The organism is Coleofasciculus sp. G2-EDA-02, assembly GCF_040226375.1.
GTDB lineage: Bacteria > Cyanobacteriota > Cyanobacteriia > Cyanobacteriales > Coleofasciculaceae > Coleofasciculus.
This window is the reverse complement of record NZ_JAVKEW010000214.1, coordinates 1-16,728: the sequence shown is the minus strand read 5'-3', so window position 1 is coordinate 16,728 and position 16,728 is coordinate 1. Positions and strand designations below refer to the sequence as shown.

Sequence of the window (16,728 nt, the reverse complement as noted above, 5' to 3'; positions counted from 1 at the left end):
TTTTAAGCTTTTTCCTCTGTTACTTTAGTTTTTCCTTTTCTTTAGTTTCAAATTTATGTTGCATATCTTGAACTAACTTCACCTCATCCCGATGCTTCCTTACCCACAAATCACGCTCAGTCCGGATTTTAGCCAGATGAGATTCAATAGTGTTTGATGTAACCAGAACACCAAAATCCTGGGGAACCTTCTGTTCTTGGTAAGACAACAAGCGATTGAGTACCAAGTTACCAATTTTAGGCGTGTAATGGGAATTGTCTGTGTAATTTTCCATTTCAGGAGTAATGGGTTCTGTTGTGATACTGTTGTAACCAGAAAAGTCCCAGACTGGCGTAATTTTGACAAGTTCCCGTTTCCATTGTTCAAAAGTTTGCCCTTGTCCAGTAGCATATATGGCTTCCCACTGCGTAGCATGAGATGGAGATATAAACACGACTAACTTTATGTTGTTATTTTTGCATATATTCACAATCTTTTTAAAGTCAGCTATATGCTTACTAGAGAGTTGATAGTTATAATGATTTTTAAAATAATCATTAATGCCCACATTGAATCTCCAACTAGTCTGGGATGGATCGATATTTTGGTGGGGACTAAAGCCATGGTTATGGTGGCTTTCCTCATGAGGATTATTAACACTTGCAGCAAAGCTTTCTCTGCTTGCTAATAAAGCATCTAATGAAAAGCCAAAATTAATAGTATCTTGTAGAGTAAGGTGTTTTTTTTCTAGCCTATCCTCAGAAAAAACGGGTGGATTCAGCAGGTAGGAGTTGAAGGAAAAAAAATCAGTACCGAGAATGACTAATTTTAAGTTCTTTTGATTGGCAATTGCGTGTTCTAAGTAACGTAGTTGTTCGTAAACATTTACACCATTAAGTCCTAGATTATAAGCAGATTGATTCTTGGCTAAAGCCGGATAACTCGGATCGAGTCCCTGCTTTATTCTAGAAGAACCCAGAAAAATAGTTACGGGTTTAATGCGGATAACGTCAATAGCTTTATAAACTCTATCATTGTTATCTTTGCTTGGTTTGGCATGATTCCATCCTCTTAATTCTGGACTGTTAAAAACTCCGTAGGGATCAATGGCAATATTGAAAACTCCAACAGACATCAAAGGTAGAAAGACGGCAATGATAAAACTGAGATTGAATCTGCGGTATTTTTTTAGCCCAGAATTCTGTTTTTTAGATAAAATTATTGAGTAAATTGACTTCAAATAGCTGGATGTATTCATAAAATGACTAATATCAATTAAAACTGGAAGTACAAAAATTCTGATACGCGATTGAGTGAGAGTAAAGAAAAACTCGCTAAGATGCCCACCCAGGCTGCCCACCACCATCTAGGTTTAAGGTGTTGCAGAATTTCCTGGGTATTGGGTAAAAAAGTGACAGATAAAGTGAGGGCAATTAAAATAACTAAACTTAAAGCCTTACTGCCATTAACTTCTGGCAAATAAACTAAATTATTCCAAGACTTAAGCTGCAAACCAAACTGGGTTAGTATTGACAATTTACCTTGAGGTTCACCAGGTAATATAACACCGTTTATCCCCACCATTGTCTGAATAAGTTCTAGCGCCTCAGGCAAACTGCGAGCGCGAAATAACACCCATCCCATAATCACAGAAATAAAGGTTACCATCCACGCTAATAGTTTGGGTAATGGCACACTCAACTTACGCCACCCATGATTAATGGATAAATAAGTACCATGCAATCCGCCCCATATTACATAAGTCCAACCCGCACCGTGCCATAATCCACCCAGTAACATGGTAATCAAGAGGTTAGTATAGCGGCGTACTTGTCCGCGACGACTACCACCGAGGGGTATGTAAAGGTAATCCCGCAGGAAATTGGATAAGGTAATATGCCAACGTCGCCAGAAGTCAATAATCGAGGTAGCTTTATAGGGGGAATTAAAGTTAATCGGTAGGCGGATATTAAACATTAACCCTAAACCAATTGCCATATCCGAATAGCCCGAAAAATCAAAATACAGTTGAAAGGTATAACTAAGTGCCCCCACCCAGGCTTCAATAAAGCTGACATCCCCTGGATTATTAAAGACAGGGGCTACCCAGGGCGAAATGTTATCCGCGATTAAGACTTTCTTGGATAGCCCCAGACTAAACATGGTTAATCCTAACGCCATGTTTTTTTGGGAAAAAATGAAATGTCGCTTTTGGCGAAACTGATCGATGAGTTCGTCATGACGTAGAATAGGTCCAGCAATTAACTGGGGAAAGTAACTAATAAATAAACTATAGGTGAGCAAGTCGTAGTTAGAATTTTTTGTTTCACCTCGATAGGCATCAACTAAGTAAGCAATTTGGGTAAAGGTGTAAAAGGAAATACCCAGAGGTAAGATAATTGTCGGAATGATCAGCTCAGTGTTGAGAATGCCGTTAATTGAATAGAGGAAAAAATTAGCATATTTGTAATAAGCAATGATCGCTAAGTTAATGCTAATTCCTACCCATAGTAATATTTTGGCTTCCTTTCCTTCAGGTTTAGTATTTTCTATGGCTTTGCCCATTTGATGATTAAAGACAATAGAAATAACCAATAGGGGAAGATAGGCTATATTCCAGTAGCCATAAAAAATGAAGGAACTGATGGTTAAACAGATGGTAGCAAGTTTGAGTAATTTAAATTTCGCTAATCCAAAGAATACTATTAGTGTAATCGGTAAAAATATAAAGATAAAGACGTAGGAATTAAATAGCATCTTTTATAGTAAGTATATTAATCGATCTGGAAGACTATGACTATGAGTAAATTGAATTGACTAAATGGCACGCCATTACATTTTGTGATACCGGGCATTACATTGTCTTAGGTAAAGGTATATTTTAAATTTTTCACTCGACTCAGTTTAATTCATTTTTGTTTAATTCATTAAGTTTGTTTTTATCAATTTTGCCTAATCCTCTCCAGAACAAGATTGCTGCCACTGAATCTTCTTCTCTACATCCTGAGTTTCTCCGGGTGGAACAGTTCGTTCATCTACAAAATAAATGTCCAAACTCTCTAATTCTTGGTTTCTCTGATTTTGTTCATTCCAGTTTCGACACAGATACGCCGCATAATAAGGATACAGCTTATTACCGATCGCGCGATTGAGATTGATGAAGTAGGTACGCCACTGCATATTGGGATACAGGGCATTGCGCTGCTTAATACTCGGCTTATCCCAATTTACAGAACCTCGATTCCGCAAAAGGTCAACCTCGCTACCATCCTTGAGTTTACCGACAATAACATGCCAGCCATCATCCGTGGGCGGCGCTGGGGCGAAAATACTCCACGACTGATCTAACCGCAATAGGCGACTAATCCAGTCTAGGGAATTCAGCGTCCTTGACTTCATCACCCGGTCAATTTTGGCAAGAGTATTGGGATCGAGTGTCTGCTTTAGCGATCGCGCATCGACTAAACTGCGGAAATTCCAAACTGTAACGTAAGCAAATAACAACAATGTGACGATGTTTAATAGTCCCGAAGAACGGACTTCCACGGGACGAAATTTTAAGGGTGCGGTGAATTTACCCGCGATTTTACGATTTGAAGCAATTGTCTCATAGAACTTTGTCCCCACTGCCATGAAAGGACGCCAACGGAGAACGTAAGCTAGGGGTTTAAAGACTGGAGAAAGACTCACCACATACGCCATCGCTTCCCACTTAAAATGCCTGTTCTCTTGCCAGTCTACAACCACCCAGGAGTTTTTATCCTGCATATCGGCATAAATTGAGGGGTCATCCTGCGCCATCTGTAAGGGGGTTTTGGGTAAGATTAAAAAGGTTCGCAGCAGATAAACAACCTTTTTACAGAACCCACAGTCGGCATCGTAATAAATCCTTAACCCAGCCCGTTTAGGTGTATACACTCGCTTATAGAGGGCATCCCATACCTCAGTCGGGATAAACACCAACCAGACAAATATCCCTAACGCCGGAAACAAGCCAATATGCAGCGTTAAGCCAAAGCCGACATGTAACAAGATAAACGTGATAATCGTGGCGCAGCGAAAAAACGTAGTCCGCCAGGGAATAAATAGAAATAGGGGTCCAATCCACTCCAATATTAATGTAGCGACAGTGGAAAACACTAACAGGGGCGGGAAGTTCAGTAAGAATTGACCCAGTGGTGCAGCGTACTGGTCAAAACTTAAGGCATAATAGACGGCGGTAAGTTTGGGGAACCAGATATCGCTGGTTGTTTTAAACGCAGCGGAAAAGGCATAGACATAATAAATTTGTAAGGTTAGCGCGAATGTAGCCCCCGTGAGAATCCGCTTGGGTAAGGGCTTACTGGATGAATTCAGGGCGCTATCCACCGAGTAAGACGCCCCTAGGGGTAAGAACATCATCCAGAACAATAGCGCCCGCAGCATGTCATCAGCGGCAAATAACACAGCGGGATTCCGGTTGTGCAGGGAGATTAGCATGACCCAAGACGCGATCGCAGCCAACCTTGTCCGGTATCCTACAAGTAGGGCTACCGCGATTAATCCCGCCAGCAAAAAGACAACACCTTGAATAAAGGGTTGACCCCCCATTAGATGCACGGACCAATACCAAGGAGGAAGAATCTCATCGATCAATGCGGTGCGCGGTAATACCCCAGCATCACTGTAAAGTCTTGTAATATCCTGGGCACGGATGAGCAAATCGGCAATCAGGATAATCGCTACACCAATACGAAAAACAGCGAGCGATCGCAAATCAAACCCAAACAATGGTTCAATCTTACTCACCCACTTGCCTTTCGGTTTCTGCACACTGGACGCCATAAACGTTAGTCCTCTGTGTATGATGAATGACGAATAACCAATGACAATTAACGATGAACCGTCCTTCGCCGCCGACGCTTCCAGAATAGCTGTGCTAATTTTCGCCTCAAATTAACCAACCATTGACTCACCCAATGCTGCAACACCCGCAAGCGATGGCGCAGGGTTGGCAATCGCTGGAGATAAACGAATTGTCTAATCATACCAGCCAAAGGACCGCTTATCTTCAGGGCAAAACTGGAAACTACCGCCTCCCCTTTTCCCAAGGTCAACATTTCTCCTAAATGTAAATAGCGGAACGGCTTTAACTGTTTACCCCTAACCGCCCGATACAGGTTTTTGGCGGCACAATCCGCTTGTTGGTAAGCTACTTGTGCGGTTTTGGGGAGTTGTGGATAATCTGGGATTTCTGCCATATCCCCTAGGGCGAGGACTTCTGGATAATCCACAACCTGTAAAGTAGGGTGGGTGAGTATCTTACCTTGAGGATTCTGTTGACAAGGGAGATGGCTTACCCATTCAATGGAACGAGTCCCCACTGTCCATAACACCAGATCAACGGGCATAATGGTTTTTCCGTTGGGATTAATTAGAGTAATTTGATCGGCTTCAATTGCTTCTACACTGGTTTCAAACTCCATTTGTACCCGACGGGCACTTAAGGCGCGATAGGCGGATTTTTGACTGTAAGGGGTAAAGGTTTTCAGCAATTGTTGACCCCGTTCAATTAGTCTTACCTGTCCCCGTTTCTGCAAGCGATCGCTCACTTTACAGGCTAACTCTACACCACTCGGTCCTGCGCCGATCACGGCGACGCGAATTTGTGGCAAATTGGATTGTTCTAACTGCTTAAGCCGTTGGTTGAGGCGTTCCGCATCAGTAACGGTGCGGAAGGGATAAGCATACGTCGCTGCACCAGTTACGCCCTCCAAGCGCATCTCGGCACCAACGGTTAATACTAAATAGTCATAATTTACAATTCTGAGATTTTGCCCTGATTCTGATAGTGTCTCTAATTGCAGCTTAACTTGGCGTTTTTCTAGATCGAGAGCCTGAATCGTTCCTTGACAAAAGTCAATCGTTGTGTTTTTAATTAAGTTTCGATAACGGGGGGCAATTTCCCAGGCTTGCAGTTCCTCGGTAACTCGTTCATAGAGTAAGGGTGTAAACACCAGATGATCTTTGCGATCAATTAACGTAATTTTATATTTGGGTGATTTAAACAGGCGAAACCGTTGCAGGTATAAGGCGGTATAAAGTCCACCAAACCCCCCGCCTAGAATACAGATGTGAATAGATGGTTCATGGTTCATTGTTCATTCCTAAAGTTTAGTTCAGGAATTTCCCTCAGTTGCTTAACCAACTCCCTGGAGCGAATTATCCGAGATTTAGGGGTTAGGTGGTAGTGGGTATCGGCAAATAAATCTGAGTTTGTCTTCATATTTAAAGACTCTGGATCATAAATTAACGGGCCAATTTTGGCTAACTCCTCTGCCGTTTTTTCCACATTAGCAACTGATTTCTCATCGGTGCGAGCATAGACCCAGGGTAATGATAGAACTAATGTTCCTCCTTTGGCTTCTACTTCCTGACGAAATTGCTCAATCCGCTTGACGGCTTGTTTGGTGATGGGTTGATTAATCGGTAATTCCCACCAGTCTCCCGTGCGCTGTTTATCATCTTCAGGGGCGGGATCTCCATAAGCATTCACCCCATCCGAGTAGTAACCCGTCATCTGTCCTTTTTGGATCACATCTATCGTAGACTTGGTGACGCCTCTGAGTGTGGCGGTACCCAGCATTAGGGTATCTTGAGCCAGTTGCTTGGGGGGAATTCCACCTAACCCGGGACGTCCAATGGCGACACCAAATTGAGCCGAGCGATCGCCTAATCCATTTTCTGACCATAAAATGAGATATTCGGGAATCAGTAGCACGATATCTCCGGGACGAACCTGATCAATAATACTGGGCAGAATCACATTTAAACCCACCGGTCCATCGATTCCCAAGTTCAGCACGGGAATCCCCAGTTTCTCTTGCATCAACTCGGAGTTTATCGTATAATGCGCCCCTGAACCCCCAGTAATCAATAAACGTCGCGGCGCTTCCACCTTCTCGGCTAACGCGATTTTGTCTTCGTACATCATCCGCAGCCAGCTCAACTCTCCACCATAGCGGGCGTTGTAAATGTAACCTATTGTCCACGCGATCGCAGCAACTGCAATCCAACTGCTCAGTTTTAATGATTTCCACATCAGAATTCAAAGTAAATAAACTCAGACGGCTGATTCGCCGCGAATAGGATGGTTAATCCTAATAAAACTCGCGATACCCAAGGCAATAGTAACAATTCATATTCAAACTTCCGTTTTTGCCAAACGGCGAGATGTTCCATAAATAACACAGCATTTGCCAGCAAGAGTGTGACAATCAAAACAGCACCCTCGTTGAGACTGTAGGAACTCAAGAATTCGCCTAAATTCGATAAAGAATACGCCCATGGGGTAATAATCGTGCGTAACTTTGAGAGTAATCGTAGAATATCTGTTTCCATAAAGAACAGACACCCCAGCGTCACGGCTCCAAATGTTAGCGCCCAAGAGATAAACTGAAAACGGGACACCTGTTTTCCTTTTCCCATAAAGCGTTGAAAAGGTCTACCTGTGTAGCGTAATAGCAACAGTAACGAGCCGTGATACGCGCCCCAAATAATAAAATTCCACGCCGCACCATGCCAGAACCCTGATAGGGTAAAGGTGATGAATAAAAAGAAGGCGGCTAATTGTTTTTTAGAACCCATTAGGGGTAAAAACACATAGTCGCGAAACCAGTTATTCAGGGTAATGTGCCATCGCCGCCAAAATTCCTGAATACTGACGGAGGTATAGGGAGCCAGGAAGTTTACGGTTAGTTGAACTCCCAATATTCTCGCCACACCTATCGCCATGAAACTATAGCCGGCAAAATCAAAGTAGATTCGCAGGGTAAATAAGTAAGCAAAGAACCAAACAATCCAGGGATTTGCAGTTTCTTGTAAGTTAATGTAGGGGGCGATATTATCGGCTAGCACCAACTTCATAAAGAAGCCCAAAGATAGCCATCGTAATCCCAACTCAAAATTTTCTGCTGTGAATTTAAAGCGAAACCCTTGAATTTGGGGTAATAAGTCAGCCCGTCGTTCAATCGGTCCTGCGACAATCTGCGGAAAGAAGGCAATAAAATTAATGTAATCCAGAAAAGCGATAGGTTTTTTATATTTAGGTCTGAGGGAATCGACCACAAATGCTACCATCTGGAAGGTGTAGAAGGAAACGCCAGGGGGAATCTGTTGAAAAATTGGCAAGGGAAAGTTTTGTTCCCAATTGTTCCTGAATCCCGGTACAACGATTCCCAATACATCTTCGGCAAAAAATGTCAAGTATTTTAGGTAGGCGAGGATCGCAATATCGGTGATAATCACGATCGCGGCAATTAACTTAGCACCATTCCCCCGCCGCTGGAGCATCAGCCGTACCATGAAGTAGTTGAACACTACCTCAACCATAAAGATGGCGAAACTAGAGCGACTGGCATTCAAAAACAATATCAGTGACATCACCGCCAAACCGATGGTGTCAAAGTTGTCTCGCCACAGCTTCAGGGATTTGCCAACATAGCGAATGGCAAAGAAAGGAATGGCGTAAAGCAGTAGCACCCACCAGAAGGAAAAGTCAGAAAAATTCAATTAACAGCTTCCTCCTTTTTTGTCATTTGTCATACTCGCTTCGCGAGAAGCAAGCTACGTCATTCGTCATTTGTTAGGGAACGGGGAACAGAGAATAGGGAATAGGCAATGGGCAATAGGCAATAGGTAAGGTAGATTTTTGAGTTAACTTCCCCTGCTCCCCCTGCTCCCCCTGCTCCCCCTGCTCCCCCTGCTCCCAGACGTGCCATGGCACGTCTCTACCCTCCCAATCCTTTCCAAAATCCACCCCAGCCTTTGCCGGATTTTTCGGATGCTTCGGGTTCCACGTCTTTATTATCCGAGGGGGCTACGGGTTCGGCGTTGTTTAATGCGGCTGAAACATCGAATTCTGCGACTAGGTATTGAGCCGATTTCTCAATTGTCGGATAATCCCAGAACAATGTCGAAGGTAATTCAACTTCTAACCAATCTTCGAGTTCACCGACAATGGTTACCGCGTCAATGGAATCCAGCCCATAGCGGGTTAAAGGTTCGGTGACATCAATGTTTTTGGCATCTAGGGATAGTTGTTCTACCAGTTGATTTACCATCCAGTTTTGAATAGCTTGAACGGAATCAACGGGCTGATTGGTGGTTTCTACGTCGCTTTGAACCATAACGTCATTAGGCTTGGAGTTGGAGTTCTGCACTTGCATGGGTTTTTTCCTCTTGTGTTTCAGTGTGGGCTAGTTGAATGGGTACAATGGAAAACATTTTGTTTTCCTGATGCAGCTTCAGCAGGTGTTGTGCCACATTTTCACTGTAGACTTTCGGGACAATATTGGGCAGCGATCGCCAGGGGCGTAAGCGGCGATAAAGTCCTAATACTAACCATTCTCCCTTGCTAAAGAACTCACCTAAGATTGTCCGGTTGTAAATCCAGGTGTGAACCGATGCGGCGGCGGCGTGTAAGTCGCAGTATTTTTTCGCCAGTTCAAATAATTCGGGATCTTGATCATGACCATGTTCAAATCCGGAGTTGGCAATACGTTCATCGAAGGCGTCGAGTTCTTCTAGAACAATGGTAGTTAATGTGATAATTTTTTCCACTACTTCGGCGTCAACATCCCCTTGTGTCTTCAGCGCCTGGAGTTGTTCCCAGGCAATTTCTAGCCCTTGCAGAACATCGTCAGCCCCCCGACCAAATAATTCCAGCTTCTCTGGCTCAAATGGCGGGACGGATTTTTCTAGGGAGAAAATGGCATCCAGACGGGATTGGATACCCTCCATCGTCTTCTGCTTGCGTCTGGAGCGATATTTGGCGATTGGGCGAAACTGAAGAATTAGGGCATGAAGGTTAACCACGCTGCTGCCATCAAACATACTGATAATCGAATTATCCCGCAGCAGTTTCTGGAAAATGCCGTAGTCATGCTCATCGCGCATATAGAAACGGGAACCGAGGACGACGTAAACACTGTTAATCACCTCTTCTAGTTTGATGGTGACAAAGTATTTAACCACCGTCGCCCAGACGGAAAATTGTTCGGGGATAATATGAAACCCTCTCGCGGCACCAATGGTTTCACAATCACAAACCAACATATCGATGAACCCATCGACTAAGGTTTGCCGAGGTTGAGGGATATCAAAAACAGTTTTGTGATAAACAACCCGGTTAATGGCAAAGTTTAGCGTGGTTCTCATCGCGGTATCAGCAGCACCGTGAGAGAAGGCGGCGCACAACATGCGGGTGATTTGGAAGCCCTTGAGTGCAAGTTCTAAACCCGAACCTTCGTCCTTTAAGCGCATCCCTTCGGGAATGAAGCAATCCTTAAACCCAATCCCACTCATATCTGAGGCGCGAATACCATGGGTGAGGATTTTGGGCAGGTTGTAGTAGGTAGAGGGGTCAAGTTTACGTTTGTCAACCATAAATAAGGACAGACAACGAGCGCCTTCTTCTTCACTGGTTTTGGCTAAAACAAACGATACCCCGGAACGGGTAGCGCGGTTAATGGGCCACTTTTCCCCATTCAGGAGATACCCTCCCTCAACTTTTTTGGCAGTCACATCGCCACCAATCAAGTCACTCCCATGGGCTCGTTCGGAATAGGCAAGACACATGGTTCCCTTTTCCTCGCGGATAAACTGGGAAAGTTTCTTTTTTTGGGCATCTGTACCCGCCATCCAGGTGAGGAACGACCAGAACATGGTGGTAAATGCGATCGCGATCGTTTGATCCCGCCTTGACATCACCCGCACAAAGGCGACGAATTCCTCAAAGGAGGTAAATTTACCCCCACAGTTTTCTGGGACGTAGTAATCTTGCAGTTTCCAGTTATAAAGCCAATCCACTTCAGCTTCAGGAAACTCTTCGCTCTCATCCAGTTCCATCACCCGTTTGAAGGACATCGTACTCTCTGGATGAGCCGGATCTCCTAAATCCCGTTCTAGGGCTTGTGCTATTTGATACTGTTTCAGTTGATGCATTTCTTTGTACCCTCTTTGTTTTTTCGTAGGGGCGGGTTTTACGATTATCCTTACTTGTCACCCTGATGTTCCTAAACCCGCCCCGATATGGTGGAATAAATCTTTAATCAATCACCAATCCCCAATCACCAAACCTAAGACTTGGGAACTTGTAATTGCTGCACCAAAGCATCGACTTCTCCCTGGAGGGTGCGGAACTTACTCCTGAGTTTCGGATTTTCACTCCAATCCGCGATCACACCCAGTTCTCCATTCAAGAACTTAGTTCTCGCCGCAAGGCGCTGAATTTTGCCACTTGAGGTTTTCTCAATTGTTCCCGGTTGAACTAGGACAACAGCATAAGCTGGGATTTCATGTTCCTCGGCTACAGCTTGACGAATATCCGTAATCACTGCCTCAAAGTTGACATCTTGAGTCCGACGTTCAACCTCCTGTAGCACAATCAACCGTTCCTCACCGCCAGCCTCAATCGAAAAGGCGGCGCCATAATCAGGACGCAAAGCGGAGTGAACCTGCTGCACCGTCCATTCAATATCTTGAGGATAATGATTAGTACCTCGGATAATAATCAGGTCTTTAATCCGACCGGTAATAAATAGTTCACCGTCTCGCAAAAATCCTAAATCCCCTGTCCGTAAGAACGGACCTTCCCCGGTATCTGCAAGATTTGCCTGAAATGTTTCCTTCGTCGCCTCTGGACGTTGCCAATACCCTTGAGCCACACTGGGGTCTTTCACCCAAATTTCCCCTACTTGATCAGGCTCACATTGGGTCAATGTATCAGGATTCGCGATAACGACTTGAGTATCACAAACCAGACGCCCACAACTGGGCAACATCCTTACCCCTTCTTGGGGGCTGGATACGGGAACAATCCGATTTTTTTCTAAAGCAGACGCATCAAGGATACAAAGAACCGGCGGGGTGAGCAATGGCTTACTGGATACCAGCAGGGTATCTTCTGCTAGTCCATAAGCAGGGGCAAAGGCATTCCAACGGAACCCACATTTTTCAAAGGTTTCAAAGAAAGACTGCATCACTTTCGGGTTAATCGGTTCCGCCGCATTTCCCGCCGCTTGCCAACTGCTCAAATCCAGTTTTGCTAGTTGTTTGGGTTTTGCCCGCCGCACACACAAATCGTAAGCAAAGTTAGGCGCTTGGCTATGAGTTGCCCGATAATGGGTAATCGCCCCTAACCATCGCATCGGTTGCTTAATAAAGGAAAAGGGCGACATTACATAACAGGGCGTCCCGTTATAGAGGGGTTGAACCATGCCTTGGACTAACCCGTAATCGTGGAAGTAAGGCATCCAGGTGACAGTGGCGCTATCTGCATCGTAACCGCAGGCTTGATTAAGATAGCCGGAATGGAACATCAGGTTATGGTGAGATAGCATTACCCCCTTGGGTGTGGAGGTAGATCCTGATGTGTACTGGAGATAAGCTAGCTCATCCCGACTTGCTTGGGGGTCTTGCCATGCTTGAGCCAGATTGAGATCGACCTGTTCAGTATCCAGCCACTGCATTTGGTCGAATTCGGGAAACTCCTCCCGTCCATTCTCCAGCAGAGAAAGAATTCGACCTGTGGTTAAACAAATAGAGGCTTGGGCATCTTGAACAATAGAGCGCAGTCTGGGTAACGTGCGCTTCATTCGTCCCCCATCCGGAGGCGGGACAGGGATGGCAATAATCCCCCCATACAAACAGCCACAAAAGGCAGCAATCACCTCTAATCCTTGGGGATAGAGGAGTAAAGCACGTTCACCTCTAGCACTATGCTGTTGCAGCCAAGCCCCTATCGCCCGGGCTAAACGGTCAAGGTCAGCGTATGTGAGTTCGGGTCCTTCTGGCTTGCCATCAACGAGAAATTTATAGGCTAACTTGTCTGGGTGCTGCAGCGCCCTCCAACGTAGCAGTTCCGTAAGTGTAGAAAATTCAGCTAGGGAATTTGTCGAACTAGCAGGGTTTTGAACCATTTTTAATAACGTTGTCTAAGGAGTTGGCTTGGGCTAACTTTAGGATGTTGCAGCCGCGATCGCTCCATTTGTAGTCGGCGTTTGATTCGCCACCTTAGCTGGGCTACCCGATCCTCTCGAACACTTAACTAATCTTAAAAATTGATAACCAAACGTGACACAATTATTATTCTCCCAGTGCTTTACATAATTATGGCGTAATATTTATGAATGATACTGATCCTCTATAAAGTTTTGGTAAAGTTTTAGTCGTCATTCGTCATTTGTAAATTCTCCCCCTATCTCCCTCATCTGCCCCATCTCCCTCTGCTCCCTTTCACCTTACCTCAACGAATGAATGCCAATCTCCTGCAAACCCCCCATAGCGGCTATCACTGGGATGGAAGTAGTTCTCGCTTCTTTGAAGGATGGTACTATCGAGTAACCTTACCCGATTGGGGTCAGACCTTTGGCTTTATGTATTCCATTGAAGATCCCATCGCCGGTCAACCCCACACCGGTGGCGCCGCTCAAATTTTGGGTCCTGAGGATGGTTATCTGTGCCGTACTTTTCCAGATGTTGAGCAATTTTGGGCATCTCCCACATCCTTAGCCCTAGGACATTGGGGCAAAACAGACTTAGCCATTCCTGCCCACTATTTAGATCCCGCCACCTTTGACAATCATATCCACCAAGGGTATCAAGCCACCGCTACCTTGAATCAAGGTAAAATTAGTGATCCTGCCACGGGAGATTACTGCCATTGGCGCTATGAAATTCAACCCATCTATGGTTGGGCGAGTCGCGATGCACCTGAGCAATCAACCGCAGGCTGGTTATCGTCATTCCAGATATTTGAACCCGGTTGGCAGATTTTGATGGCTCACGGCTGGGCGACGGGTTGGATTGAGTGGAAGGGTCAACGCTACGAGTTTACCAATGCTCCCGCTTACGGCGAAAAAAACTGGGGACGTTCTTTTCCACAAAAGTGGTTTTGGCTCAATTGCAACAGCTTTGACAATGAACCTGACTTGGCGCTCACGGCGGGTGGGGGTAGGCGGGGAGTGCTGTGGTGGATGGAATCAGCGGCGTTAATTGGTATCCACTATCAAGGGCAATTTTATGAGTTTGTCCCCTGGAATTCAGAAGTGCGCTGGCAGATTCAGCCTTGGGGAGACTGGCAAATGCAAGCCCGCAATGCTGAGTATGAGGTTGAGTTAATCAGTACGACAAATCAACCGGGTACTCTCCTACGCGCCCCAACGGAACAGGGTTTAATTTTTGTTTGCCGCGATACCATGCAGGGTAAGCTTACCCTGGAACTGCGATCGCGACGCGGGGGAACTGCTAAAACGATTCTTAAAGCCCATAGCTCTCTTTGCGGACTAGAAGTGGGTGGGGAACCTTGGGATGAGGCTTGGACAGCTCAAGCAAAATTGCCCTGGATTTCCTAGTAGCTGAGGGAGCTGGGGGAGCTGGGGGAGCTGGGGGAGCTGGGGGAGCTGGGGGAGCTGGGAAGAGTTTTGAAAGTTGTAGGGGCGGGTTTTACCATTAACGGGAAGGTTTTCACCCTGATATAACTAAACCCGCCCCGGCTGAGGGTCAGAATTCTTCGACAGACAAATGACGAATGACAAATGACAATTTTTTGCTGAAGTTGGGGATCAGGCAAGACTAGAGAGAAACTATTGGGTATAATGGTTGAATTGAAATGGGGCTGTGGCTCAGATGGATAGAGCAAGCGCCTCCTGAAAAATCGGGCACCGTCAGGGAAACCTAACGAGTGAATGTAGTCAAATTCAAGGAAGCCTAAGTCTGATCACAGATAAGGTAATCTTGAGCCAAGCCGATTAGTTGGAGTTTAAGTCAATCTGGCAAAACTCCAACCTTATAACTAATCGGAAGGTGCAGAGACTGGTTTAAGGAAGCCAATAAAAGATGGACTACAATGTCTCATCGAAAGTAGAGCAACGCGGTATTCTGGCTGGACTGTTATTAGGTGATGGAAAAAGAAATCAAAAAAACTTCTTTATCCAGACTTCATCTAAACATGAGGAGTATCTCTTATTTAAGAAAAAGCTTCTCGAACAAATAACCGGAAAATCAGTCAGTATCCGACGCGGGAGTACAAGGAAGGGCTATAAGCAGATTCGCCTGGAACCCAAGTTGATTCCGCTGACGCGGGTTTTGGTTAAGAAGCTTTATCAAGCTGGAACGAAAACAATCACCCGGAAGTTCCTGAATCTCTTAACCCCCCAGGGAATAGCCATCTGGTTTATGGATGATGGTGCTAAGTCCTTCCCGAAAAAAGACGGAAAGGTTCATGCTTTGACGCTTAATCTCAATACTTATCTCTCGAAACCACAAAATGAGATCATTGTTGCTTATTTTGCAGAGGTTTGGGGATTTAAGTGGGGGCTGAGTAAAGGGAAAGGTCTTTATCGTCTGCGAATGGGAACGAAGGAAGGAAAACGATTTCTAGCTTTCATTCGTCCTTACATCCACGACAGTATGCTCTATAAAGTACAAACGTCCTTAAACAGAACGGCTACCACCTAAAGGCGACAAGCCCAAGGTGAAGGGATAGTCCAGAGAGTGAGGAAACTCACACCAATCTGAAGCGCTAGGTCGCCGGTTCAAATCCGGCCAGTCCCGTAATTAAGAGAATATCAGTAGACCGAAGAGTTTTCGGTTTAAATCGCTATGGCGATTGCTACATCAAAATCTGTACGGACTAGCAGAGGGTTAGGGTGGAAAGTTTTGAAGGATCGTTGAACTTTTCCAGTAATGGATTGCATTGCGGTTAACCGTACCTTTAGACTGGTAACTTGCGATGTCGAGGGCATTTTCAGGTTCCGCCCAAAAGAGCGCTCCTCCTTGATACCACCTGATTCATCTATTTACTCATGCTTTTGAGGATGTCTGTGCGTCAACGGCGATACTTGTTTTCGCGATCGCGGCGCTCTAAGGTTAGATTACTGTCCTGGTTGATGCCGATTTTGGCGGTTTCGCTATTGTGTGGCTATAAGCAAATTCAAAGTTATTTGATCCAGCCGGAAGCTATTTTGGTTTTAGGGGGAGAAGAAGAACGAGAACTCTTTGCGGCGGATTTCGCCCAGCAGCACCCCAATCTCCATATCTGGGTATCGTCGGGTAGTCCGTCTTGGTACACCGAAAAGGTATTCGCCAAAGCCGGAATTCCCCGCAACCATCTCCATATTGATCGCCGTGCTACCGATACGGTAACCAACTTTACGACGTTGGTGGATGAGTTGAAAGCCAAAGGAATCGATGGTGTCTATTTGATTACGGCGGACGATCACATGCTGCGTGCGCGTGTCATTGGTGAAATTGTGTTTGGCAGTCGCGGGATCATGATTAAACCCGTCCCTGTGTCTTTAGGACGTGATCCTGAACCCATTGAGAAATCCCTGCGGGATGGTGCGAGAGCTTTATTATGGGTGACGACTGGACATACTGGTGCGACTTTGGGTCAGACATCCAATTTTCTCAAAAAATAGAATCTATGAGAGTTCCGTTATCGGTGGGGAGGGCGGGTTTTGTTGTTCATTTATCGGTGGGGAGGGCGGGTTTTGTTGTTGGGTTATCGGTGGGGAGGGCGGGTTTTGTTGTTGGGTTATCGGTGAGGAGGGCGGGTTTTGTTGTTGGGTTATCGGTGAGGAGGGCGGGTTTTGTTGTTCCGTTATCGGTGAATATCTGAATTTAGTCCCTAAACCCGCCCCTACAATTGTCCCTAAACCCGCCCCTACAATTGTCCCTAAACCCGCCCCTACAATTGTCCCTAAACCC

Annotated in this window: 14 protein-coding genes; 3 read left to right on the top strand and 11 right to left on the bottom strand. The window is 45.4% G+C overall.

Annotation, left to right across the window (positions count from 1 at the left end):
• Nucleotides 1-19: 19 nt before the first annotated feature.
• The 10 genes from RLO19_RS25135 to RLO19_RS25090 all read right to left on the bottom strand — a co-directional run bounded on the left by RLO19_RS25135 (nucleotide 20) and on the right by RLO19_RS25090 (nucleotide 12,938).
• Nucleotides 20-1,237, bottom strand: a complete 1,218-nt coding sequence (locus RLO19_RS25135) for a hypothetical protein (RefSeq protein WP_446360130.1) — start codon at nucleotides 1,235-1,237, stop codon at nucleotides 20-22.
• A 17-nt stretch (nucleotides 1,238-1,254) separates the two neighbouring features.
• A complete protein-coding gene (locus RLO19_RS25130) occupies nucleotides 1,255-2,736 on the bottom strand; it encodes an MBOAT family O-acyltransferase (protein WP_446360129.1) in 1,482 nt (493 codons plus the stop codon).
• Nucleotides 2,737-2,931: 195 nt separating this feature from the next.
• Nucleotides 2,932-4,803: a DCC1-like thiol-disulfide oxidoreductase family protein gene (locus tag RLO19_RS25125; RefSeq protein WP_446360128.1), complete on the bottom strand. Its 1,872-nt coding sequence runs from the start codon at nucleotides 4,801-4,803 to the stop codon at nucleotides 2,932-2,934.
• 47 nt (nucleotides 4,804-4,850) lie between these two features.
• Complete coding sequence (locus tag RLO19_RS25120; RefSeq protein ID WP_446360127.1) at nucleotides 4,851-6,116, bottom strand: NAD(P)/FAD-dependent oxidoreductase; 1,266 nt, start codon at nucleotides 6,114-6,116, stop codon at nucleotides 4,851-4,853.
• The gene (locus RLO19_RS25115) at nucleotides 6,113-7,060 is read right to left on the bottom strand and encodes a hypothetical protein (RefSeq protein WP_446360126.1); all 948 of its coding nucleotides are present in this window, start codon (nucleotides 7,058-7,060) and stop codon (nucleotides 6,113-6,115) included. The genes RLO19_RS25120 and RLO19_RS25115 overlap by 4 nt, the downstream gene beginning before the upstream one ends.
• A complete protein-coding gene (locus RLO19_RS25110) occupies nucleotides 7,060-8,529 on the bottom strand; it encodes an MBOAT family O-acyltransferase (RefSeq protein ID WP_446360125.1) in 1,470 nt (489 codons plus the stop codon). The genes RLO19_RS25115 and RLO19_RS25110 overlap by 1 nt, the downstream gene beginning before the upstream one ends.
• Nucleotides 8,530-8,588: 59 nt before the next feature.
• Complete coding sequence (locus RLO19_RS25105) at nucleotides 8,589-8,738, bottom strand: hypothetical protein (RefSeq protein ID WP_446360124.1); 150 nt, start codon at nucleotides 8,736-8,738, stop codon at nucleotides 8,589-8,591.
• A gap of 9 nt (nucleotides 8,739-8,747) precedes the next feature.
• Nucleotides 8,748-9,185, bottom strand: coding sequence for an acyl carrier protein (locus RLO19_RS25100; RefSeq protein ID WP_446360123.1), 438 nt, complete (start codon nucleotides 9,183-9,185; stop codon nucleotides 8,748-8,750).
• Nucleotides 9,154-10,962, bottom strand: a complete 1,809-nt coding sequence (locus tag RLO19_RS25095; protein ID WP_446360122.1) for an acyl-CoA dehydrogenase — start codon at nucleotides 10,960-10,962, stop codon at nucleotides 9,154-9,156. The genes RLO19_RS25100 and RLO19_RS25095 overlap by 32 nt, the downstream gene beginning before the upstream one ends.
• A 134-nt stretch (nucleotides 10,963-11,096) precedes the next feature.
• Complete coding sequence (locus tag RLO19_RS25090) at nucleotides 11,097-12,938, bottom strand: fatty acyl-AMP ligase (protein WP_446360121.1); 1,842 nt, start codon at nucleotides 12,936-12,938, stop codon at nucleotides 11,097-11,099.
• A gap of 333 nt (nucleotides 12,939-13,271) precedes the next feature.
• Here RLO19_RS25090 and RLO19_RS25085 point away from each other — a divergent pair, with 333 nt between their 5' ends.
• The 3 genes from RLO19_RS25085 to RLO19_RS25075 all read left to right on the top strand — a co-directional run bounded on the left by RLO19_RS25085 (nucleotide 13,272) and on the right by RLO19_RS25075 (nucleotide 16,439).
• Nucleotides 13,272-14,372, top strand: coding sequence for a tocopherol cyclase family protein (locus RLO19_RS25085; RefSeq protein ID WP_446360120.1), 1,101 nt, complete (start codon nucleotides 13,272-13,274; stop codon nucleotides 14,370-14,372).
• Between the two features lie 484 nt (nucleotides 14,373-14,856).
• A complete protein-coding gene (locus tag RLO19_RS25080; RefSeq protein WP_446360119.1) occupies nucleotides 14,857-15,477 on the top strand; it encodes an LAGLIDADG endonuclease in 621 nt (206 codons plus the stop codon).
• 347 nt (nucleotides 15,478-15,824) lie between these two features.
• Nucleotides 15,825-16,439, top strand: coding sequence for a YdcF family protein (locus RLO19_RS25075; protein WP_446360118.1), 615 nt, complete (start codon nucleotides 15,825-15,827; stop codon nucleotides 16,437-16,439).
• A gap of 3 nt (nucleotides 16,440-16,442) precedes the next feature.
• Here RLO19_RS25075 and RLO19_RS25070 read toward each other — a convergent pair.
• On the bottom strand, nucleotides 16,443-16,728 hold a 286-nt coding region (locus tag RLO19_RS25070), incomplete at its 5' end, for a hypothetical protein (protein ID WP_446360117.1).

What these genes read in the sequence shown, in the direction of transcription:
- RLO19_RS25135 (WP_446360130.1), bottom strand. Translation starts at nt 1,237, where the DNA reads ATGAATACATCCAGCTATTTGAAGTCAATTTACTCAATAATTTTATCT.
- RLO19_RS25130 (WP_446360129.1), bottom strand. Translation starts at nt 2,736, where the DNA reads ATGCTATTTAATTCCTACGTCTTTATCTTTATATTTTTACCGATTACA.
- RLO19_RS25125 (WP_446360128.1), bottom strand. Translation starts at nt 4,803, where the DNA reads ATGGCGTCCAGTGTGCAGAAACCGAAAGGCAAGTGGGTGAGTAAGATT.
- RLO19_RS25120 (WP_446360127.1), bottom strand. Translation starts at nt 6,116, where the DNA reads ATGAACCATGAACCATCTATTCACATCTGTATTCTAGGCGGGGGGTTT.
- RLO19_RS25115 (WP_446360126.1), bottom strand. Translation starts at nt 7,060, where the DNA reads ATGTGGAAATCATTAAAACTGAGCAGTTGGATTGCAGTTGCTGCGATC.
- RLO19_RS25105 (WP_446360124.1), bottom strand. Translation starts at nt 8,738, where the DNA reads ATGGCACGTCTGGGAGCAGGGGGAGCAGGGGGAGCAGGGGGAGCAGGG.
- RLO19_RS25100 (WP_446360123.1), bottom strand. Translation starts at nt 9,185, where the DNA reads ATGCAAGTGCAGAACTCCAACTCCAAGCCTAATGACGTTATGGTTCAA.
- RLO19_RS25095 (WP_446360122.1), bottom strand. Translation starts at nt 10,962, where the DNA reads ATGCATCAACTGAAACAGTATCAAATAGCACAAGCCCTAGAACGGGAT.
- RLO19_RS25090 (WP_446360121.1), bottom strand. Translation starts at nt 12,938, where the DNA reads ATGGTTCAAAACCCTGCTAGTTCGACAAATTCCCTAGCTGAATTTTCT.
- RLO19_RS25085 (WP_446360120.1), top strand. Translation starts at nt 13,272, where the DNA reads ATGAATGCCAATCTCCTGCAAACCCCCCATAGCGGCTATCACTGGGAT.
- RLO19_RS25080 (WP_446360119.1), top strand. Translation starts at nt 14,857, where the DNA reads ATGGACTACAATGTCTCATCGAAAGTAGAGCAACGCGGTATTCTGGCT.
- RLO19_RS25075 (WP_446360118.1), top strand. Translation starts at nt 15,825, where the DNA reads ATGCTTTTGAGGATGTCTGTGCGTCAACGGCGATACTTGTTTTCGCGA.